This window comes from Methylobacterium terrae (assembly GCF_003173755.1).
Lineage (GTDB): Bacteria > Pseudomonadota > Alphaproteobacteria > Rhizobiales > Beijerinckiaceae > Methylobacterium > Methylobacterium terrae.
In genome coordinates, this window is record NZ_CP029553.1 from 2,231,066 (window position 1) to 2,251,220 (window position 20,155).

The 20,155-nt window shown below is 72.4% G+C and carries 16 protein-coding genes; 8 read left to right on the forward strand and 8 right to left on the reverse strand.

Annotation, left to right across the window (positions count from 1 at the left end; translation table 11 throughout):
* Positions 1 to 511: 511 nt before the first annotated feature.
* From fliF to DK419_RS10030, 6 genes are read left to right on the forward strand one after another with little or no spacing between them, the layout of a single operon-like run.
* Complete coding sequence (gene fliF / locus DK419_RS10005) at positions 512 to 2,206, forward strand: flagellar basal-body MS-ring/collar protein FliF (protein WP_109958948.1); 1,695 nt, start codon at positions 512 to 514, stop codon at positions 2,204 to 2,206.
* The gene (locus tag DK419_RS10010; protein ID WP_109958949.1) at positions 2,206 to 3,084 is read left to right on the forward strand and encodes a hypothetical protein; all 879 of its coding nucleotides are present in this window, start codon (positions 2,206 to 2,208) and stop codon (positions 3,082 to 3,084) included. The genes fliF and DK419_RS10010 overlap by 1 nt, the downstream gene beginning before the upstream one ends.
* A 1-nt stretch (position 3,085) precedes the next feature.
* Positions 3,086 to 4,471 carry a MotB family protein gene (locus DK419_RS10015; protein WP_109958950.1) on the forward strand — a complete coding sequence of 462 codons (1,386 nt, stop codon included), beginning with the start codon at positions 3,086 to 3,088 and terminating at the stop codon, positions 4,469 to 4,471.
* The gene (locus DK419_RS10020) at positions 4,468 to 5,766 is read left to right on the forward strand and encodes a chemotaxis protein MotC (RefSeq protein WP_109958951.1); all 1,299 of its coding nucleotides are present in this window, start codon (positions 4,468 to 4,470) and stop codon (positions 5,764 to 5,766) included. Before DK419_RS10015 ends, DK419_RS10020 begins: the two co-directional genes overlap by 4 nt.
* Positions 5,763 to 8,342: a flagellar hook-length control protein FliK gene (fliK, locus tag DK419_RS10025; protein ID WP_109958952.1), complete on the forward strand. Its 2,580-nt coding sequence runs from the start codon at positions 5,763 to 5,765 to the stop codon at positions 8,340 to 8,342. Before DK419_RS10020 ends, fliK begins: the two co-directional genes overlap by 4 nt.
* Positions 8,296 to 8,898, forward strand: a complete 603-nt coding sequence (locus DK419_RS10030; protein WP_109958953.1) for a transglycosylase SLT domain-containing protein — start codon at positions 8,296 to 8,298, stop codon at positions 8,896 to 8,898. The genes fliK and DK419_RS10030 overlap by 47 nt, the downstream gene beginning before the upstream one ends.
* Positions 8,899 to 9,132: 234 nt before the next feature.
* Here the strand turns inward: DK419_RS10030 and DK419_RS10035 are convergent, their stop codons facing one another.
* The 8 genes from DK419_RS10035 to motA form a co-directional block, all read right to left on the reverse strand.
* Positions 9,133 to 9,852 (reverse strand): response regulator transcription factor, encoded by a 720-nt coding sequence (locus DK419_RS10035; protein WP_109958954.1) that lies wholly within the window; start codon positions 9,850 to 9,852, stop codon positions 9,133 to 9,135.
* Between the two features lie 435 nt (positions 9,853 to 10,287).
* Entirely contained in the window at positions 10,288 to 10,728 is a 441-nt protein-coding gene (locus DK419_RS10040; RefSeq protein ID WP_109958955.1) for a hypothetical protein, read from the reverse strand.
* Entirely contained in the window at positions 10,725 to 11,789 is a 1,065-nt protein-coding gene (gene flhB / locus DK419_RS10045) for a flagellar biosynthesis protein FlhB (protein WP_109958956.1), read from the reverse strand. The genes DK419_RS10040 and flhB overlap by 4 nt, the downstream gene beginning before the upstream one ends.
* Positions 11,790 to 11,866: 77 nt before the next feature.
* Positions 11,867 to 12,898: a flagellar motor switch protein FliG gene (locus tag DK419_RS10050; RefSeq protein WP_109958957.1), complete on the reverse strand. Its 1,032-nt coding sequence runs from the start codon at positions 12,896 to 12,898 to the stop codon at positions 11,867 to 11,869.
* Between the two features lie 10 nt (positions 12,899 to 12,908).
* A complete protein-coding gene (gene fliN / locus DK419_RS10055) occupies positions 12,909 to 13,262 on the reverse strand; it encodes a flagellar motor switch protein FliN (protein WP_109958958.1) in 354 nt (117 codons plus the stop codon).
* A gap of 121 nt (positions 13,263 to 13,383) precedes the next feature.
* Positions 13,384 to 13,686: a hypothetical protein gene (locus DK419_RS10060; protein WP_109958959.1), complete on the reverse strand. Its 303-nt coding sequence runs from the start codon at positions 13,684 to 13,686 to the stop codon at positions 13,384 to 13,386.
* A complete protein-coding gene (locus DK419_RS10065; RefSeq protein WP_109958960.1) occupies positions 13,670 to 14,605 on the reverse strand; it encodes a flagellar motor switch protein FliM in 936 nt (311 codons plus the stop codon). The genes DK419_RS10060 and DK419_RS10065 overlap by 17 nt, the downstream gene beginning before the upstream one ends.
* 71 nt (positions 14,606 to 14,676) lie before the next feature.
* The gene (gene motA, locus DK419_RS10070) at positions 14,677 to 15,549 is read right to left on the reverse strand and encodes a flagellar motor stator protein MotA (protein WP_109958961.1); all 873 of its coding nucleotides are present in this window, start codon (positions 15,547 to 15,549) and stop codon (positions 14,677 to 14,679) included.
* A 485-nt stretch (positions 15,550 to 16,034) separates the two neighbouring features.
* On the opposite strand from motA, the gene DK419_RS10075 reads away from it, so the two are divergent.
* Together DK419_RS10075 and DK419_RS10080 are read left to right on the forward strand one after the other, a co-directional pair.
* The gene (locus tag DK419_RS10075; RefSeq protein WP_109958962.1) at positions 16,035 to 17,813 is read left to right on the forward strand and encodes a flagellin N-terminal helical domain-containing protein; all 1,779 of its coding nucleotides are present in this window, start codon (positions 16,035 to 16,037) and stop codon (positions 17,811 to 17,813) included.
* 533 nt (positions 17,814 to 18,346) lie between these two features.
* Positions 18,347 to 20,122: a flagellin N-terminal helical domain-containing protein gene (locus DK419_RS10080; protein WP_109958963.1), complete on the forward strand. Its 1,776-nt coding sequence runs from the start codon at positions 18,347 to 18,349 to the stop codon at positions 20,120 to 20,122.
* The last annotated feature ends 33 nt before the right edge of the window (positions 20,123 to 20,155 follow it).

Consider the following 20,155-nt stretch of genomic DNA (forward strand, 5'->3'; position numbering starts at 1 on the left):
CCTCGAAATTGTCGATCCGGAGTTAAGGGCGCGTGAAGGCAGGATCGCGTGAGTTCATGGCCGGAGGGATGACGTTAGGCCAAGCGTCTCGGTCTGATCCGGACGGGATTGCATTGCGAGAGAGCGATGCGACGTCTCGCGAATGTCGGAGCGGGATCGTGGTCGCCGCCCCGGGATTGTGTCGGGCGGGCGCCGGATCGCGACGCGGATCAGGGCGGCCGCCCCGATCGGCCGCGCAGGTGACGCCGATGCCCGAGGAGGCGCCGGTGATGAAGGCCGCGGAATTCCCGTATCCGGATCCGTCGGAGGCTTGCGTCGGCCAGGCCATGGGCGGGCTCCTCGTCGGCGACGTTTCATGATTGCCGTCATGTTTCATCGATGTCGACGATCATGGAAACCGTCTATGGCCGCGTGCGCCGGCGCACGCCGGGTCGCAACCTCCGCACAAGGCAGGAGCGTCACAGAGCGGTGAGGCAGTGTCGCCTGTGCTGGGACGGGATTGGCTGAGGGGATGTCCGGTCGCGAGCAAGCCGAGAGGCTGTGGAGCAACATCGTCGAGCTCGGCCCCCGGCGCCTCGCCGCGCTCGGGCTGATCGGTCTCGTGGTCTTCCTGGCGGTGGGCTTGGGCGCCTACTACCTGAGCCGGCCGGCGCAGGAGACGCTCTATACCGGCCTCTCGCGCGAGGACGTCGCCCGCATCGGCGGCGTTCTCAAGGATGCGGGCATCCGCTTCGACGTCAGCGCCGACGGCGCCGCCGTGATGGTGCCCTACGGCAATACCGCGCAGGCCCGCATGCTGCTCGCCGAGAAGGGCCTGCCGCAGAGCTCGAAGTCGGGCTACGAGCTGTTCAACGACCTCGGCTCCCTCGGCATGACCTCGTTCATGCAGGAGGTGACCCGGGTCCGCGCCCTCGAGGGCGAGATCGCCCGCACGATCCAGGGCATGAAGGGCGTGCGCGCGGCGCGGGTCCACATCGTGCTGCCCGAGCGCGGCTCGTTCCGGCGCGACCAGCAGCCGCCCTCCGCCTCCGTGGTGGTGCGGACCGAGCCCGCCGACGACCGCAGCGGCGCCCAGGCGATCCGCCAGCTCGTCGCCTCGGCGATCCCCGGCATGAAGCCCGACCGGGTCACGGTGATCGGCGCCGACGGCACCCTGCTCCTGTCGGGCGACGACGGCGGCCAGGCGCCGACCGGCAAGATGGCGAGCCTCGAGAAGGATGTCAGCCGCGAGGTCCAGGACCGGATCCGCCGGGCGCTCGCGGCCTGGCTCGGCATCGGCAACTTCGAGGTCAGCGTCGCGGCCCAGCTCAACACCGACAAGACCTCGACCAACGAGACGATCTTCAACCCAGACCAGCAGGTCGCCCGCTCGGTCCGCTCGGTGCGCGAGAACGAGAACAGCCAGAACCGCAGCGCCCAGCGGCCGACCAGCGCGCAAGCGAACCTGCCCGACCAGCGCACCCGCTCGGACGGCAACGACACCGCCAGCAACGAGACCTCCAAGAAGGAGGACCTGACCAACTACGAGATCTCCCAGAAGGTGATCCAGACGGTGAGCGACGGCTACGCGGTCAAGCACCTCTCGGTGGCGGTGCTGGTCAACCGCTCGCGCCTGGCGAACGGCCAGCAGGGCCAGGAGGCCGCGGCGGCGGTCGAGAAGCAGATCGCCGAGATCGAGCAGCTCGTCGCCTCGGCGGCCGGCGCCAGCAAGGAGCGCGGCGACACGATCAAGGTCGCGGCGGTCGGCTTCATCAACGACGGCCAGGCGCTCGAGCCGGTGCCGCCGCTCAGCATCGCCGACGTGATGGTGCGCCAGTCCGCGACCCTCATCAACGCGGCCACCATCCTGGTGGTGGCGGGCCTGCTGATCTGGTTCGGCCTGCGCCCGGCGCTCCGCGCCATCCTGGCGGTGCCGGAGGCGGCCCAGACCGAGCTCGCGGCGCTGGACGCGGCCGGCGCCGCCGCGGCCCTGCCGGGGGCGATCGAGGCCGGCGCCCTGCCGGCGCCGGGCGCCGTGCCGGTCGTCCCCGGCCAGCCGGCCCTCGCCGGCCCCGACGGGATGCCCGCCATGGCCAGCCTGATCGAGGACATGGCCGAGAAGGCCAGGAACTCGCCGCAGAAGCGGCTGGAGCAGATGATCGACGTCGACGAGGAGCAGGTCGCCGCCATCCTCAAGCGCTGGCTGCTGCGTGAGGAGCCGGCGTGATGGACGCGGTGATCGCCCGCTACCTGCCGGACTTCGCCCCGGGCCCCGTGCCGCCGCAGGCCGCCGCGCCGGACGCCTTCGGCGACCCTTGGGCCGGCCTCGCCCGCGCCCCGCGCCGGCCGCTCCCGCCGCCGGCGGGCCCGATCCCGGGCGTCCCGTCCGCCGATCCCTCCCGGGCCGCCCCGGCGCGGGCGGTCCCCGTCCCGGCGGTCCCGTTCCCCCCGGTCGAGGCGCCGGACGCCATCCGGGTCGAGCCGATCCGGGCCGAGCCCTTACGCTCCGAGCCCTTGCGCCCCGAGCCCTTGCGCCCCGAGCCCTTGCGCCCCGAGCCCTTGCGGCCGGCCGCCCGGCGCGAGACGTCCGAGGAGCGCGCCGCGCTGATGGCCGAGGCCGAGGAGCGCGGCCGGCAGCAGGGCCTGGCCGAGGCCCGCGCCGAGGCCGAGGTCGCCCGCGCGCGGGCCGAGGAGGAGGCCCGGGCCCGCCTCGACGAGGCGCGCCGGCACTGGAGTGCGGCCGAGGCCGAGGCCCTGGCCGACGGGTTCTCGGCGGCGCTCCGCGCCCTCGACGCGACCCTGTCCGACCGGATCGCCCGGCTGCTCGTGCCGGTGCTGACCGATGCGTTGCGCCGCCAGGCGGTGGCCGAGCTGAGCGCCGCCCTGACGCGGCTCCTCGCCGAGCCGCAGGCCGCCACCGTCCGGGTGAGCGGGCCGGAGGACCTGCTGGCGGCGCTCGCCGCTCGGCTCGGGCCGCTCTCGGCCGCGGTGTCGTTCGCGCCGGCCGAGATCGCCGAGGTGCAGGTGAGCGCCGACCAGACCGTGATCGACACCCAGCTCGGCGCCTGGACGCGCCTCATCGCGGCGGCGGTGGCGGAGACCTGAGATGTCCGAGGGCCATCAGGAAATCATCATCATCAAGCGCCACGGCGACCACGAGGACGGCCATCACGGCGGTGCGTGGAAGATCGCGCTCGCCGACTTCATGACCGCCATGATGGCGCTGTTCCTGGTGATGTGGCTGATCAACTCGACCAGCAAGGAGCAGAAGCAGACCATCGCCGAGTACTTCAACCCGGTGAAGCTCGCCGAGGTCACCCACGACAAGAAGGGTCTTCGCGATCCCCACGACACCCCCTCCGAGCCCGGCGCCGAGGGCGGCAAGGCCGAGGGCAGGGGCGGCGAAGGCAAGGGGGACGGCAAGGGCGAGGGCAAGGCCGGCGACAAGGCCGGCGAGGCCGCGCCGGGCAGCCGGGCGCGGGAATCGGCCCTGTTCCAGGACCCCTACGCGGTGCTGGCGCGGCTGGCCGCCGAGGGCGAGCGCGGCGACACCGCGAGCGCCGACGCGGCGGCGGTTGAGACCGGCCAGCCGGGCATCAGCGGCGGCGACGCGGCGCGCGACCCGTTCGACCCGCTCTACTGGCAGGTCGAGGCCCTGCCGCGCCACCGCACCGAGCGCCCCGGCAAGGTCGGCACCGCGGTGACGGCCCCGTCCGAGAATCGCCTCGACGCTGCCGGGCAAGTGGCCGGGCAAGTGGCCGGGCAAGTCGCCGGGCAAGTGGCCTCGGCGGGCAAGGCGCGCGATCCGAAGGACGCGCCCACCCGCGTCGCCTCGGCCGACGACGGGCTGCCGCTCACCCTGCGGGATCCGGTCAAGGACGCCGCGGCGAAGGACGCGGCGCCGAAAGCGGCCGCCCTCAAGGAGCCGGCGCCCAGGGAGGCTCCGAAGGACGCCGCCAAAGACCCTGCCAAGGATCCCGGCAAGGATTCCGCAAAGGATCCCGGCAGGGAGAAGGCGGCCGAGACCGCCGCGGTCGCCGCGATGAAGGCCGAGATCGCCAAGGCGGTGGCGCCGCTCGCCACCGGCACGCCGGTTCCCAAGGTCGAGGTGCGCCGCTCCGGCGAGGGCATCCTGATCAGCATCACCGACGAGATCGACTTCAGCATGTTCGGCATCGGCTCGGCCGAGCCGACCGCGAAGGTGGTGCGGGCGATCGAGAAGATCGCCAAGGTGATCAACGCCCGGCCGGGCCGCATCGTGGTCCGCGGCCATACCGACGGGCGGCCGTTCCGCTCCGAGACCTACGACAACTGGCGCCTCTCGAGCGCCCGGGCGCAGATGGCCTCCTACATGCTGGTGCGCGGCGGCGTCGACGAGTCCCGGATCGAGCGCATCGAGGGCTACGCCGACCGCCAGCCGCGCAACCCCGCCGACCCGAAGGCGGCGGAGAACCGGCGCATCGAGATCCTGGTGCGGGGGCTGCCCGAATGAGCCGCCGCCTCGGCGTCGGCCTCGTGCTGGCCGGATTCCTCCTCGCGCTGCTCCCGGCGGCCCTGCCGGCCCGCGCCGGCGGCGACGGCCACGCCGCGCCGGCCGCCGACGCGCATGGCGGCGGACACGGCGGGGGAGGGGGCCACGGCGAGCCGGCAAAGCCCGTCGAGCCGCTGCCGGTGGCGCCCCGCGGCCTGCCGGTCGAGCTGGTGCGCACGCTCCAGCTCCTGCAGGACCGCATCGCCCGCGGCTCGACCCAGGCCCACCTCGCCCAGCGCCAGCTCCTCGGCCACATCGAGCAGCGCCTGCTCGCCCTCGAGCCCGAGGCGTGGACGAACCCCGAGAACGTGCGGGCGGCGGTGGTCTTCGCGCTCAGCGGCGGCGGTCCGACGCTGCTGCGGCGGATGCGCGAGACCGCGAAGCTGCCGGAGGACGGCGCCGCCCTGGTCCAGGGCGCGCTCGCCTATCTCGAGGGCCGCGAGCGCGAGGCCAGGACCCTGCTCGGCCGCTTCGATCCCCGCACGCAACCCCCCGGCCTCGCCGGCCAGCTCGCCCTGACCCAGGCGGCGCTCGCCGTGCGCGAGGCGCCGCGCCGGGCGATCGAGCTTCTCGACCTCGCCCGGCTGCTGGCGCCCGGCACCCTGGTGGAGGAGGGCGCGCTGCGCCGCGAGATCTTCATCCACGCGCAGGGCGGCGACGCGCAGCGCTTCGAGGCCCTGTCGGTCCAGTACCTGCGGCGGTTCCGCCGCTCGGTCTATGCCGGCAACTTCCGCCAGCGCTTCGCCACGGCGCTGACCCGGCTCGATTTCGGCAGCGACCGCGCCCGCGTCGCCCGGCTCGAGCGGATGCTCGACGAGATCGAGCCGGGGGAGCGGCGCGACCTCTACCTGCTGGTCGCCCGGGCCGGTCTCGAGCAGGGCCGGCGCGAGACCGCGACCTTCGCGGCCGAGCGGGCGCTCAGCCTCGCCGGCCCCGACAGCGAGGCCGCTGCGCGTGCCCGGCTCTACCGCGCGGCCGCCCTCATCGTGGTGGACGGACGCTACGAGGAGGGCCTCGAATCCCTGCGCGCCGTCGACCGGGCCGGGCTCGACCCGGCCGACCTCTCCCTCCTCGACGCGGCGCTCTCCACCGCCGGCCAGATCCGCGGCGGGCCTGCGCCCGCGCCCACCGCAGCCCCGGTCGCGCCCGCCGCCCCGCCCGCAGGCGGGCGCCAGCTTCCCGAAGCCGCATCGATCGCCCGGGCGCGGGAGGCGCTCGCGCAGGTCGACCGGATGATCGACAGGACCGACCCGTGACACCCCTCGACGCGATGCTGCCGGGCCCGCGGCCGCGCCTCGACGGCGCCCCCAAACCCGGTGACCCGGCCCGCCCCGGTGCCGGCCCCGGCTTCGACGCCGTGCTCGAAGGCTTCGAGGGCCGCGGATCCGCCGCCCGGCAGGCCGGGACGCCTGCGCCGGAGGCCGGGGCGGCCCCGGAGGAGCCGGCCCCGCGCACCGACGCGGCCCCGCGCGCCGCGACCCTGGGCGCGCTCCTCGCCGGCTCGCCCCCCGCCGCGCCCGTCCGACCGGGCGGAGCCGACATCGCCGCCCTGATGGAGCGGGCCGCCGGCCGCGCGACCGCGCCGGGCCCGACCGACGCCGCGACGGCCTCGGTGCCCGAGGGCGACGCCCCGGCCGGGCCACCCGCAGGGGCTCCCCCGGCCGCCGCGGCGCCCAGTCCGATCCCGCCGCACCCCGAGGCGTTCGCCATCCGGTCGCAGACGGTTGCGGCGGCGCGCGCGCTCCCGCCGCGGGAGGCCGCGCCGCCTCCGGTCGCGCCGTCGCGCGCCGCGTCGGCGACGCAGGCGCCGGTCGCGGCCGAGGACGCCGCTCCCGAGAAGGACGCGACCCCCGCGACCGAGGCCGAGCCGGCACCCGCCCCGTCCGGCGTCGCTCCGTTCGCGGCGGTGCCGTGGCCGGTCCGCAGCGACGCCGCGATCCAGCCGCTCCCGGCGGCGACACCCGGGCCCTCCACCCCGATTCCGGCGGCGACGCGGAGCGTCCGGTTCGTCGCGGACCCGGCACCCGCCGGTCCGCATCCCGACCGCGCCGCCGCGGCGCGGCCGGTCGCGGCCGTGGTCGCGCAGGAAACGCATTTCGCCCCGGTCGCGGCGCCGACCGGCCGCACGGCTCCGGCCGCCGCAGGCGAACCGGCCGCCTTCGGGGGGACCGCACCGGCCGCGGGCCGGCCGGCTCCCGCCATGCCCGAGGCCTCGTCGCTCGGCGTCTCCGGCCCCGCGGTGGCTGCCGGGCGCGCGACCCCGCCGGGGAATAGCCGTCTCGCGGCGGCGTCGAGTGCTGCCCCGCCGTCCCCGCTCGCCCCGAGCGAGGCCGACGGCGGCCCGGTTCGGCCCGGCGCGCAGCCCGCCGTACCGCTGCGGCAGCCTCTCCCCGCGCCGGCCCGCGTCGCGACGGCGTCCGGCCCCGCCGCTCCGGCAGGCGTCCCGTCATCCGGTCGCCCGGCCCCCGTCGATCCCGCGCCCTTGCCCGGGGACGCCCGGCTCCCGGCGGCGGCGGCCTCCGCCCGGCCGTCGCTGATCGCCTCGGGCGAGCCGGACGGCACCCCGGCCCCGGTCGTCGCGGCCCCTGCCGCACCGCTGCCGCAGCCTCTTGCCCGGCCGGCCTCCGCCGCCCCGGGAGCGGGCGCTGCTTCGCCGCTATCCCCGCCCGGTACGGGCGCGCCGGCACCAGGCCCGGCCATTCAGCACCTCTCGTCATCCGATCGCGCGGCCGCCCCCGAACGTCCATCCGGGGATGCAGGCTCGGCGGCCCCGGGCTCCGCCCCGCCATCCGCGATCGCCTCGGGCGAGCCGGACGGCGCCCCGGCTCGGGTCGCCGTGGTTCCCGCCGCGCCGGCGCCGCAGCCGCTTGCCCAGCAGCCGCTCGCCCAGCCGGCCCGCGCCACTCCGCTCCCGGCCGCCTCCCTATCCCAGCCGCCCGCCGCGGCGAGCGTGTCCCTGCCGGGCACGAGCCCGACGGCGTCGCCCCCCGCCGCTCCGGGTGAGCCCCCGTCTTCCGGTCGCGGCCCCGCCGTGACGCCGGACATCGCCGTCGACCGTCCGGCCCCCGCCGCGCCGGCACGCACGCCCGAGCCGCCGCACCGGAACGACGGCGAGCGCCCGGCCCCCTCGAACGCCAGGCTCCAGTCGGAGGCCAGGCTCCAGCCCGAGGCCAAGCCGGTCGCCCCCGGGGAACACCCGGCCGACGGGGCGGAGCCGGCCGCACCCGGGCCGGCCGCGACCGCCTCCGGGCTGGCCCCGGCGGCGCTGCCGCCCGCCACCCTGCGCCAGATCGCCGACGCGGTGACGGCCGGGGCCCCGCCGCCGCCGGATTCCGCCGCGATCCGGGCCGGAGCCTCCGCGGCGGCCCTCGCCGCCGCCGCCCAGGCGGAGGGGCCGGTGCGGCTCCTCACGCTGCAGCTGCGTCCGGCCGAGCTCGGCCAGGTACTGGTCCGGATGCGGCTCCAGGACGGTCGCCTCGAGATGAGCCTGCGCGCGGAGCGCGAGGAGACGGCCGAGCTCCTGCGGCGCGACGGCGGCCTCCTGACCGCTCTCGTGCGCGAGGCCGGCTACCAGCCCGACCTCGTCACGGTCCAGGTCGGCCGGGTGCCGGGCCAGGACGCGCCCGGCCAGACGTCGCCGGGACAGAGCGCCTCGCCGCAGGGCGGCCAATCCCCGTCGGCCTTCGCCGGCGGCCAGCAGCAGGGCGGCGCGACTCCGGATCAGCCGGCCCGCCGCACCCCCGACGCGCCTGAGGAAGGCGGGCGCCGGACCATGGAGCAGAGAGATGAAGCCCATCCTGGCGATCGCGACGGCGGCGGCCTGTACCTTTAGCGCCGTCGCCGGGGCCCACGCCGCTGCCACGGTCTCGGGCGCCGCCAAGGCGCCGCTGCCCGCGACCGGCAACGTCTGCGAGCAGCAGATGGCGCAGGCCGCCTCGCGCCACGGCGTGCCCCTCGGCATGCTCTACGCCGTCGGGCTGACCGAGAGCGGCAACCGCGGCTCGCTGCAGCCCTACGCGATGAACATCGGCGGCAAGGCCTATTTCGGCGCGAGCGCCGCCGACGTGGTGCGGCGCCTGGGCGAGGCGCAGGCCAGCGGCGTGCGCCTGGTCGATCTCGGCTGCATGCAGATCAACCATCACTACCACCGGGCGAAGTTCTCCTCGCTCGAGGCGATGATCGACCCGCGCCAGAACGTCGAGTACGCGACGACCTTCCTCAAGGAACTCAAGGCGCGTGAGGGCAGCTGGACCCTGGCGGTGGCGCGCTACCACGCCGGCCCGAACAACAACCCGGCGCAAAAGCAGTATGTCTGCCGGGTGATCGCCAACATGGTTGCCTCGGGCTTCGGCCAGTGGACGCCGGGAGCCAAGACGTTCTGCAAATGAGGACGTTCTGCAAGTGAAGCGCTGCGAGGCCCGCGAGGCGTTCCGGCCGGAGATCGGCCGCTGATCCGCCTGCGGGGCGCGACGGGGTCGTGTACGCGGCCTCGGATCTTCGGCCTCGCCGCATCGCCTGCGGCGAACCGGTCTCCGCGTCTGCGGACGATGCTCTACGCAGTCTGCTCGGATACGCGGCTAGACCGCGATCCGTTACGTCAGCCCGGCATGAAAACCGGTGGTTCAGCCCACGTAGGTGTAGCCGATGTAGCGCTTGGCCTCGATCGGGTCGTGGCCGAGCGCCTGTGCCAGCTTCTTGCGCAGCTTGCTGACGTGGCCCTCGACCACGCTCTCCTCGGCGCCGTCGCTGTAGACGCCGTAGACGCCGTTGAAGAGCTGGGTCTTGGTGACCCGCCGGCCGCGGTTGCGGACCAGGAATTCCAGGATGTGCCGCTCCCGCCGCGGCAGCGACAGGGGTACGCCGTCGATCTCGGGATCACGCCCGTCGAAGAACACCCTGAGCCGCTCGGGGACGGGGCCGGCCGGTGCGCCCGGCTGCTCCGCCGGCGGGGTGCCGGCCGGGTCGGCCGGGGCCGGCTCGCCGTTGACGCGGCGCCAGATCGCCTCGGCCCGGGCCAGGATCTCGCGGACGTGGACGGGCTTGGGCAGCACGTCGTCGATGCCGGCATCGAACAGCACCAGGGTCTGCTCGAGCGAGCGCGAATCGGCGAGCGCGATGATCGGGGCGCGGGATTGCCGGCGGATCGCGCTCGCGCAGCGGGCCCGCTCGTCGAAATCGCCGAGCAGGAAGCCCTGAACCGCGTCGAGGTCGCTGCGGGTCGCCGACTCGATCCAGCTCGTGAACTCTTCCGGCGAGAGCGGAAAGGAAGAAACTCCTTCCCGGTCGAACCCGGCCTTGAAGCCTGCATTCACCGATTTCCTGGCATCGACCAAGAAATACATCTGTCGTACCCTCATCGGGCGAGGCCGGATGGCGCCGCGAAGCACCGCCCGAACCTGCGTCCCGTCTTGCCCCGCCGGCGTGGAACCTTCGGCACTCCGCTGCGCGCAGTGCCCGGGCCGTTCCGAATTCCTGCGGTGTCCGATTTGCGCCGAAGGAAGTCATGTCCGGGTGATTGCGGCCGGTCAATGACGGCTGCACCGCAGCAAGCCCACGGTGCAGGACTTTTTTGCGAAACCGCCGAGGGTGTGTGCGCGGGGACGCGTTAGGCCGGGGTTAAGCGTGCCTCACGGACCATCCCGGGCACGGGCGCCGCTCGCGGCGGCGTCGGTGCGGGGAGCGTCTCGCGGGGTGCCCGGCCCCGCCGATTCGCCGGGAGGCGGAATTCGCCTGGGGTCGGGATTCGTCTGCGGCCGGGATTCGCCGGCCGCACCGGCTCAGGAGAGCCGGGCCTCCGAGAGGGCGCGGGCGAAGGCGTCGAGGCGCAGCGGCGGGCCGTCCTCGGCCAGGATGCGCTGGATCGCGACGCCGACGAAGCAGCCGTCGAGGACGAGCTTGAAGAACACCGTCACGGGCTTCGCGGCGAATTCCATGTCGAGCACCACCTGCATCGAGCGGCCCCAGTCGAGGCAGACGTCGGCGGCGTCGGCATAGGTCAGGGTGGCGTGCTTGAAGAACGGCTCGGCCGAGGAGGCGACGAGGTCGGCGATGTTGCCGTGGCGCTCGCCCCGCACCCAGCCGATCAGCACGCTGCCGTCGAGCAGGCAGAATTCCGAGATGAAGTCGCGGATCGCCGTCGCGAAGACCTCCTCGGCCGCCGCGATCACGTCGGCGGACACCATCCGGGCCTGCGCGAGATCGTGGTCGTGAGGGATCATCGTTGTCTCGCGAACAGGAAGAACAGGATCTGCGCGACCGCGCGGTAGAACTCCGCGGGAATCATCTGGTCGACCTGGACAGCATCGTACAGCGACCTTGCCAGAGGCTTGTCCTCGATGACGGCGATGCCGTTCTGCTCGGCGATCTCGCGGATGCGGAGCGCGATCAGGTCCTGGCCCTTGGCGAGCACGATCGGCGCCGGCCCCTCGGAGGGCTCGTAGCGGAGCGCCACCGCGAAGTGGGTCGGGTTGGCGATGACGACCGTGGCGCGGCTGACCTGGCCGAGCATGCGCTTGCGCGTGCGGTCCTGGGCGAGCGAGCGCAGGCGCGCCTTGACGCTCGGATCGCCCTCGACCTGCTTGTGCTCGTCCTTGATCTCCTGGCGCGACATCCGGAGCTGGCGCTGCCAGCGCAGGCGGGCCCAGACGAGGTCGCCCGCCACGATGACGATGGTGGCGATGCTCACGGCCGAGACCAGGCGGATCGCGGTCGTGAGGATCAGCTCGGGAAGCTGGCTCGGGTCGACGAACATGGCACTCACGGCTTTGCCCTGTTCCGAGCGCAGGAGCAGGAGGACGACGAGACTGACCGACGAGACTTTAAGGACGGCTTTCAGGAACTCGACCTGGCCGGAGCGGCCGAAGATCCGGCTCCAGCCCGAGGCCGGGGAGACGCGGTTCCACTTCGGGGCGATCCGGTCGGCGACGAGGCGCGGCACGTTCTGGCCGAGGGAGGCGACGAGCCCGAACCCCGCCAGCACCAGGAGGATCGGGGTCAGGAAGCGGGCGAGCGCGAACCCGGTGGCGTGCATCAGGGTCAGCGCGTCCTCTCCGCTCGCGAGCGAGAACCCGCCCGGATGGTCGAGGAACGAGGCGAGGTCGCGCGACAGGGCCGCCGCCTGCCCCCGCACCACCAGGCTGAGGCAGACCAGGAGGCCGAGGATCGAGGCGAAGACCGGCGCCTCGCGGGAGAACGGCACGTCGCCCTTCTCGATCGCGTCGCGCACCTTGCGCTCGGTGGCGGCCTCGGTCTTGCTCTCCTGGTCGGTCTCGTCAGACATGCGGGGCGGCGCGGGGCGCGCGCCCCGTCCAGGACGCGCCGCGGCCGGTCACCGCCCGGCTCCCGCCCCCGGCCGGCTCAGCGGATGAGCGCGTCATCCTCGCCTCCCGGGTTGATCTCGATCTCGCCGCGGCCGGCCATGTCCATGGCGAGGTCGGTGATGCTGCGGCGCGCCTCCATCACGTCGCGCTGGGCGGCCGGCTCGCCGCCGTTGAGCTCGTGCTCGACCATGCGGCGCACGCGCGCGGAGAGCGCGCTCAGCACCACGGTGCGGAACTCCGCGTCGGTGCCCTTGAGGGCCAGCACCAGGCGGTCGTTCGGCACCGCGTCGAACAAGGTGGTGCGCGCGCGCGGCTGCAGCTTGACGATGTCGTCGAAGGTGAAGAGCAGGCCCTTGAGGATCTCGACCGATTTCGGCCGCGCCTCGGCGAGGCTGGTCAGTGCCTCGTCCATCTGCTGGCGGTCCATCTTGTTGATGATGTCGGCCATCTTGGCGTGGGTGTCGGCGCCGGAATTGCGCGACCCGTTGATCAGGAAGTCCTCGTGCAGGGTGCGCTCGACCGCCTGCATCACCTCGTCGACCACCGGCTTGAAGGCGAGCATCCGCCGCATCACGGTGTTGCGCAGGGGAAGCGGCAGGTGCCCCATCACCTTGGCGGCGATGGCGGGCTTGACCCGCGACAGGATCAGGGCCGCGGTCTGCGGGTGCTCCTTGACGAGGTAGCTCGCCAGCACGCTCTCCTGCACGCCCGCCATCCGCTCCCAGACCGAGCGGTTGGCGTTGCCGCGGACCTCGGCCAGGATGTCGGCGACCTGGTCGGCCGGCAGCAGGCCGGTGAGGAGCTTCTCGACCTCCTGCACCGTGCCGACGAGGCTCGCGCCGCCGGCGAATTCCTCGGCGAAGCTCTCGACGACGCCGTCGACCTGGTCCGGGCTCACCGCCCCGAGCCGCGAGGCCGAGTGGGTGATCCGCTTGATCTCGTCCGGCTCGAAGTACTTCAGCAGGCGCCCGGCCGCGGGCTTGCCCATGGCCAGGAGCAGGGTCGCGACCTGGTCGACGGGCGCGAGCTGCCGGGAGGCGCCGCGCAGGGCCGGAGGGGGCGCCGCCATGTTCACGCGATCAGCCGTTCTGCGACGCGTCGGCCGGGCCGACCACCTCGGTCAGCGAGATGCCGAAGCGGGAATTGTCCTCCTCGACGATGACGATCTCGCCCCGGGCGATCACCCGGCCGTTGACCATCACGTCGACCGGCTCGCCGACCCGGTGGTCGAGGGGCACGATGGCGCCGCGGCCGAGCTTCATCAGGTTGGCGACCGGCATGGTGGCCGAGCCGAGCACCACCTGCACCAGGACCGGGATGCGCAGGATCGAATCGAGGTTGCGCCCGTCCTCGGCCGGCCGGGCCGCCTGCGCGGATCCCTGGCTCGGGAAGAGGGGGCCGGCCTCGGCGTCGGGAAAGGGGCTCGTGCTCATCGCGGGCTCGCGTGGAAGTCTCGAAATGTCCCTGGCGGTTCTAGGCGCTCAAGCTGATCCGAGGCTTGCGCCCGCCGATCCGGGGTTCGCGCAGCAGCGTCCCGGCCGCGCTCCCGGCGCCTCAGGCGCACGGGCCGCGGCCGGCGGCCCGCATCGCCTCGCGCCGGCCGGCCTCGAGGGCGTCGAGGGCGGCCTGCGCCTCCTCGATCTTGGCGCTCAGGGCCTCGAGCACCTGGCGGCCCTCGCCGGTGAAGCTGCGCACCGCCTCGCCGGCGCTGGCGAGCGCGTGGCCGGACGCCGCGACCGCCCGGCCGTACTCCGCCTGGGCGCGGTCGAGGCGCTTGAGCTTCAGGTAGAGCGGCAGCACGCAGGCATTGGTGCCGACCAGGGCGGCGAGCAGCACTCCGTCAACCAGCGACACCATGCTCCGTCCCTTCCTTGTCCTGGATGGCCTCGTCGATCCGCAGGACGTAGGCGCCCTGCGACTGCCCGGCACGGCACCAGAACAGCGGCTTGTCGTTGCCCTCGAGCTTGATCGGCGTCGCCGGCGTGGCGTCGAGGGGGATCACCTGGCCGACCGTGAGGCCGGCGATCTCGCCCAGCGTCAGGTGGCGCTCCTCGAGCACCGCGCGCAGGTGCACCGTGGTCTTCTGCACCTCGGCGGCGATCTGGCTCATCCAGCGCGGGTCGCGCCGGGCGCTGGTCTCGCCGGTCAGCACCTTGGCGAGGCTCGGCCGCAGCGGGTTGAGCACCGATTGCGGGATGACGATGAACATCTCGCCGCCGCGGTTGAGCGCCTGGAGCAGGAACTTGGCCTGAATCGCCTTGTTGCTGCGCCGGCCGATCACCGCGAACTCCATCCGGGTCTCGGTGCGCTCGAGGGTGAAGGCCGTCCTCGAGACGAGGCCGAACGAGGCTTCGAGCGCCCGGCCGACCTGCTCGAGGACCATCTGGGCGATGCGCAGCTCCATCGCCGAGAAGGCGCGCTCGTCGTCGACCGGCTGCTCCGAGCCGTCGCCGCCGAACAGCACCTCGACCATGGTGAAGATGAAGTCGCGGTCGAGGCCGACCAGGACGTGGCCGTCCCAGGCCGGGGCCTGGAAGATGCCCACCACCGCGTTCGCGTCGTAGGCGTCGAGGAACTCGCCGAAGCGCCCGCTCTCGACGCCGCTCAGCGAGTAGAGGACCGACGAGGCGGCGAGGTGCTTGAGGCCGTCGCCGCAGGCCGTGGCGAGCCGGTCGAAGATGAGCTGCAGCATCGGCAGCCGGTCCAGGGAGAGGCCGGCGGCCTCCTGGATGCGGGCGCGGATGTCGGCGGGGCTCGTGAGGATCGTCGGTTCCATCGTCTCGGATGCCAGGCCCTCAGGCCGCCTCGCGGGTGGTCGTGGTCATGCCGCTTCGCGGTTCGTCGCGGTCAGGCCGCCGCGCTGGCTTGGGCGCCCGGCACGGTGGCGGCCTCGACCTCGTCGATGGTCGGGCGGTCGGCGGCGGCGATGCCCTTGCGGCCGTGCTCGATCGCGACCTGCGGCAGGGCGCCGTTCATGTAGGCGATCAGGCTCTGCTTCACGATGGTGTAGACCGAGCACTGCTTCTCGCGCACCCCCTTCACCTTGATGGCGAGCGGCGCCAGCACGCCGTAGGAGGCGAACACCCCGAAGAAGGTGCCGACGAGCGCCGCGCCGATGAGGCCGCCGAGGATCTGCGGCGACTGGTCGAGCGCGCCCATCGCCTTCACGATGCCGAGCACCGCCGCGACGATCCCGAGCGCCGGCAGCGCCTCCGCCACCGTGTTGATCGCCGCGTAGGGCTTCAAGGCGTACTTCTTGTGCGTGCCGATCTCCTCCTCCATCAGCGCCTCGATCTCGTGCGAGCGGGCGCCGCCGATCAGGATCAGCCGGCAATAGTCGCAGATGAACAGGACCAGGCCCTGGTCCTTGGTCACGGTCGGGTAGTTCTTGAAGATCTCGGAATTCGCGGGATCGTCGAAATGGGTCTCGACCTCGTTGCGCGGCTTGGTCTTGATCTCGCGCAGGAGGGCGTGGAGCAGGCCGAGCAGCGACAGGAAGTCCTGCCGCTTCGGGCCCTTGCCGCTGAACGCCTCCATGGTCGCCTTGCCGGAATCGACCACGGTCTTCATCGGGTTGGCGATCACGAAGGTGCCGGCCGCCATGCCGCCGATGATGACGAACTCCCAGGGCTGCCAGATCACGATCAGGTGGCCGCCCATGGCCACGAAGCCGCCGAGCATGCAGCCGATGGCGATGACCAGGCCGACGATGATCCCCATGTCCCGCAACGCTCCGTCTTGACGGGGGATTGCTCTAAGGCCGGTGGCTTGCGCGGGGCTTTTTCGGCAGGCCCCCCGGCGCGGGTCCCGCTCCGGGGCGGGGCCGGGTCCGGCCGCGGGTTGTCCCGGGTTCGGCCTGCGGGGATTCCGGTTGGTTCTTCCGCGGGTTGCCCCGGGGTTGTCCCGCTTGTCCCCAGGGCATTCGGGCGCCGGAGGGCGGCTTAATCGCTTGATAAGGCGAGGATTGCGATAGTCCCTCCTGTCGACGGGGCCAGAAACGGCCGCCGAGGCAGGCGCAGCGGATGAGCTTTTGCAAGCTCAAGACATGATGTCGAACCGCTGACCCCGGTGAGAAGCCGGATGTGTAGTAACGCGCAGACGGACATGTGCTTTGCGGCTGCAGGCACAGGACCGTTCCTCTGCACCGGTGCGAGCCCGGAGACCATCGCACATTCCCGCCCACGCGCAAGACCGGAACGATCGCCGTGACCAGCCTGCTGACCAACAACGCCGCGATGACGGCCCTGACGACCCTCAAGTCGATCAACAGCCAGCTCGATACGACCAGCAACCGGGTCTCGACCGGCCAGCGCGTCTCGACCGCCTCCGACAACGCCGCCTACTGGTCGATCGCCACCACCGTGCGCACCGACAACGCCTCGCTCTCGGCGGTCAAGGACTCGCTCGGCCTCGGCTCCTCGGCCGTCGACACCGCCTATAACGGCCTCAACTCGATCATCACCGACCTCCAGAACATCCGCGGCAAGCTGCAGAGCGCGATGACCCCGGGCGTCGACCGCGCCAAGGTCCAGACCGAGATCGCCGCCATCCAGTCGAAGATGAAGGCCACCGCCGACTCGTCGAACTCGAGCGGCCAGAACTGGCTCTCGGTCGACTCGACCGCCACCAACACCAACTACCAGGCGACCCAGAAGGTCGTCGCCGGCTTCTCGCGCGGCTCGGACGGCACCATCACCTTCTCGATGGTCAACATCGACGTCAACTCGATCAAGCTCTACGACAAGAACGCCGGCTCCTCGGTGACGAAGCCCGCCACCGCGGCCCAGGTCGTCGGCTCGACCTCGCTCACCGGCACCGGCGCCTTCTCGCCCGGCGGCATCGCCGACTTCGCCACGCCGTCGGGCGGTCTGACCAAGCAGGTCAACTTCGTGATCGACCTCGGCGGCGGCGCCAGCGCGGCGATCCAGCTCGACAAGGACACCCTGAAGTCCACCGCCAAGGACCTGACCAAGGTCACCACCGACGAGATGCTGGCGGCGATCAACAACCAGATCGCGGCCTCGGGCGCGGCCAAGCTCACCGGAAAGGTCACCGCCGGCCTCGACACCTCCGGCCGCCTGAACTTCACCACCGTCGGCACCGGCACCGGCGCGACGCTCAAGATCGGCAACGCCAACACGACCGACACCACCAAGTTCGCCGCCTCCGACATCGGCTTCGGCACGACCTCGAACGCGCCGCTCCTGACCGCCGGCACGAACTACGCCGCGCTCGACATCTCGGGCGCCAACACCAAGGTGATCACCGTCAACGACGGCGGCGGCGTCAAGACCGTGACGCTGAACGCGGCGGCCTACACGGGGGCTGGCTCGGCGGTGAGCTCGGGCGCCGCCACGCTGAGCGGCGCGGACGCCGTGACCCTGATCAACTCCCAGCTCAAGACGCTCGGCAGCACCGCCACCGCGAGCTTTGCGGGCGGCAAGATCAGCTTCACGACCACGGGCGCCGGCACCGGCGCGGCGGTGACGGTCGCCGGCACCGACGTGACCAGCTTCGGCTTCACCTCCGGCCAGACGATCACCGGCACCAACGCCTCCGCCGGCGCCGGCACGGCCGCGACCACCACCACCGCCAAGGGCATCCTCGACACCAACACCGGCACCTACAACGCCTCGTTCGGCGGCGGCGGGTACTCGGTGACGAACTTCAACATCGCGAACCTCGTCGGCTCGGACGGCGACGCCGACGTGTCGAGCATCCTGACCATGGTCGACAAGGCGATCGCCAGCGTGACCGATGCCGGCACGAAGCTCGGCGCCAACAAGACGCAGATCGACGGGCAGAAGACCTTCGTCGACACGCTGATGAAGGCCAACGACCGCACCATCGGCATCCTGGTCGACGCCGACGTCGAGGAGGAGTCGACGAAGCTGAAGGCGCTGCAGACCCAGCAGCAGCTGGCGGTCCAGGCGCTCTCGATCGCCAACTCGGCCAGCCAGAACGTCCTCTCGCTCTTCCGCTGAGCGGGGGAGGGCGGTCCTCCCGGACCGCCTCTTGCATGGATCCACGAAGAAGGGCCGCGCTCGCTTCGAGCGCGGCCCTTCTCGCATTCCGGGTGTCCGCACCGGGATCGTCCGGTGCGGAAAGAACATGGTTAATACATCTTCACCGGTTTCCGCAATCGTCGAAGATCGGCCGGTCGCCTGTGCGTCGGCGTCGCGGATGGTTCCTGGCCGGTGATCGTCGCGATCGGGACAATTGCGACCCGGTTTGGTTAATCGCTTTGTAAGCCTACTCGGTCATTATCGCCGCATCGAGAAGCGCTTCCGGCAACCCTGCGGCGGCGCTTCCGGGAACAGGCCAGCGGGTGGGTCTCCGGCGAGATCCACGGACATGACGTCGGTCCGCTGATCCGGTGCGAGTCCGGAGGTGTGATGCGCGGCGGATGGATCCCTCCCGGGTTCGTCCCGGCCCCTCGGGGGCCGCCAGGCCGCGCCGGTGCGAGCCCGCTGACCCGGGCTCTCCTCTCGTCCCTCCTTTTTCGGAAGACAGATCCGTGACCAGCCTGCTGACCAACAACGCCGCGATGACGGCCCTGACGACCCTCAAGTCGATCAACACCCAGCTCGACATGACGAGCAACCGGGTCTCGACCGGCCAGCGCGTCTCGGCCGCCTCCGACAACGCCGCCTACTGGTCGATCGCCACCACCGTGCGCACCGACAACGCCTCGCTCTCGGCGGTCAAGGACTCGCTCGGCCTCGGCTCCTCGGCCGTCGACACCGCCTATAACGGCCTCAACTCGATCATCACCGACCTCCAGAACATCCGCGCCAAGCTGCAGAGCGCGCTGACCCCGGGCGTCGACCGCGCCAAGGTCCAGACCGAGATCGCCGCCATCCAGTCGAAGATGAAGGCCACCGCCGACTCGTCGAACGCCAGCGGCCAGAACTGGCTCTCGGTCGATTCGAGCCCGGCCAACACCAACTACCAGGCGAACCAGAAGGTCGTCGCCGGCTTCTCGCGCGGCTCGGACGGCACCATCACCTTCTCGATGGTCAACGTCGACGTCGCCTCGATCAAGCTCTACGACAAGAACGCCGGCACCACGGTGACGAAGCCCGCCACGGCGGCCCAGGTCGTCGGCTCGACCTCGCTCACCGGCACCGGCGCCTTCTCGGGCGGCACCGCCGACTTCGCCACCGCGACCGCCGGCAAGACCAACCAGGTCAACTTCGTGATCGACCTCGGCGGCGGCGCCAGCGCGGCGATCCAGCTCGACAAGGACACCCTGAAGTCCACCGCCAAGGACCTGACCAAGGTCACCACCGACGAGATGCTGGCGGCGATCAACAACCAGATCGCGGCCTCGGGTACGGCCAAGCTCGGCGGCAAGGTCACCGCCGGTCTCGACAATGCCGGCCGCCTGACCTTCGCCACCGTCGGCACCGGCACCGGCGCCACGCTCAAGATCGGCAACGCCAACCCGACCGACTCGACCAAGTTCGCCGCCGCCGACATCGGTTTCGGCGCGACCACGAACGCGCCGGTGCTCACCGCCGGCACGGCCTACGCGGCCCTCAACATCTCGGGCGCCAACACCAAGGTCCTGACCGTCGACGACGGCACCGGCAGCCCGGTCACCACCGTGACCCTGAACGCCGCCGCCTACACCAACGCCGGCTCGGCGGTGAGCTCGGGCGCCGCCACGCTGAGCGGCGCGGACGCCGTGACCCTGATCAACATCCAGCTCAAGGCCGCCGGCAGCACCGCCACCGCGAGCCTCACGGGCGGCAAGCTGGTGCTGACGAACACGGGGGCGGGCAGCAACGCCTCAGTGACGGCGAACGGCGCGGACGTGACCAGCTTCGGCTTCACCGCCAACCAGACGATCACCGGCACTAACGCCGCGGCCGGCGCCGGCACCGCCTCGACGACCACCACTGGCAAGGGCATCCTCGACACCACCTCCGGCACCTACACGGCGATCTCGGGCTCCTACTCGGTGGCGAACTTCAACATCGCGACGCTCGTCGGCTCGGCCGGCGACGCCGATGTGGCGAGCATCCTCAACATGGTCGACAAGGCGATCGCCAGCGTGACCGATGCCGGCACGAAGCTCGGCGCCAACAAGACGCAGATCGACGGGCAGAAGACCTTCGTCGACACGCTGATGAAGGCCAACGACCGCACCATCGGCATCCTGGTCGACGCCGATGTCGAGGAGGAGTCGACGAAGCTGAAGGCGCTGCAGACCCAGCAGCAGCTGGCGGTCCAGGCGCTCTCGATCGCCAACTCGGCCAGCCAGAACGTCCTCTCGCTCTTCCGCTAAGACGATCGACCGCCGCCGCCCCGGCGGCGGTCG

Bases quoted from the DNA above. Each gene is read 5' to 3' on its own strand.
- fliF (WP_109958948.1), top strand. From the start codon at position 512: ATGTCCGGTCGCGAGCAAGCCGAGAGGCTGTGGAGCAACATCGTCGAG.
- DK419_RS10010 (WP_109958949.1), top strand. From the start codon at position 2,206: ATGGACGCGGTGATCGCCCGCTACCTGCCGGACTTCGCCCCGGGCCCC.
- DK419_RS10015 (WP_109958950.1), top strand. From the start codon at position 3,086: ATGTCCGAGGGCCATCAGGAAATCATCATCATCAAGCGCCACGGCGAC.
- DK419_RS10020 (WP_109958951.1), top strand. From the start codon at position 4,468: ATGAGCCGCCGCCTCGGCGTCGGCCTCGTGCTGGCCGGATTCCTCCTC.
- DK419_RS10030 (WP_109958953.1), top strand. From the start codon at position 8,296: ATGAAGCCCATCCTGGCGATCGCGACGGCGGCGGCCTGTACCTTTAGC.
- DK419_RS10035 (WP_109958954.1), bottom strand. From the start codon at position 9,852: ATGTATTTCTTGGTCGATGCCAGGAAATCGGTGAATGCAGGCTTCAAG.
- DK419_RS10040 (WP_109958955.1), bottom strand. From the start codon at position 10,728: ATGATCCCTCACGACCACGATCTCGCGCAGGCCCGGATGGTGTCCGCC.
- flhB (WP_109958956.1), bottom strand. From the start codon at position 11,789: ATGTCTGACGAGACCGACCAGGAGAGCAAGACCGAGGCCGCCACCGAG.
- DK419_RS10050 (WP_109958957.1), bottom strand. From the start codon at position 12,898: ATGGCGGCGCCCCCTCCGGCCCTGCGCGGCGCCTCCCGGCAGCTCGCG.
- fliN (WP_109958958.1), bottom strand. From the start codon at position 13,262: ATGAGCACGAGCCCCTTTCCCGACGCCGAGGCCGGCCCCCTCTTCCCG.
- DK419_RS10060 (WP_109958959.1), bottom strand. From the start codon at position 13,686: ATGGTGTCGCTGGTTGACGGAGTGCTGCTCGCCGCCCTGGTCGGCACC.
- DK419_RS10065 (WP_109958960.1), bottom strand. From the start codon at position 14,605: ATGGAACCGACGATCCTCACGAGCCCCGCCGACATCCGCGCCCGCATC.
- motA (WP_109958961.1), bottom strand. From the start codon at position 15,549: ATGGGGATCATCGTCGGCCTGGTCATCGCCATCGGCTGCATGCTCGGC.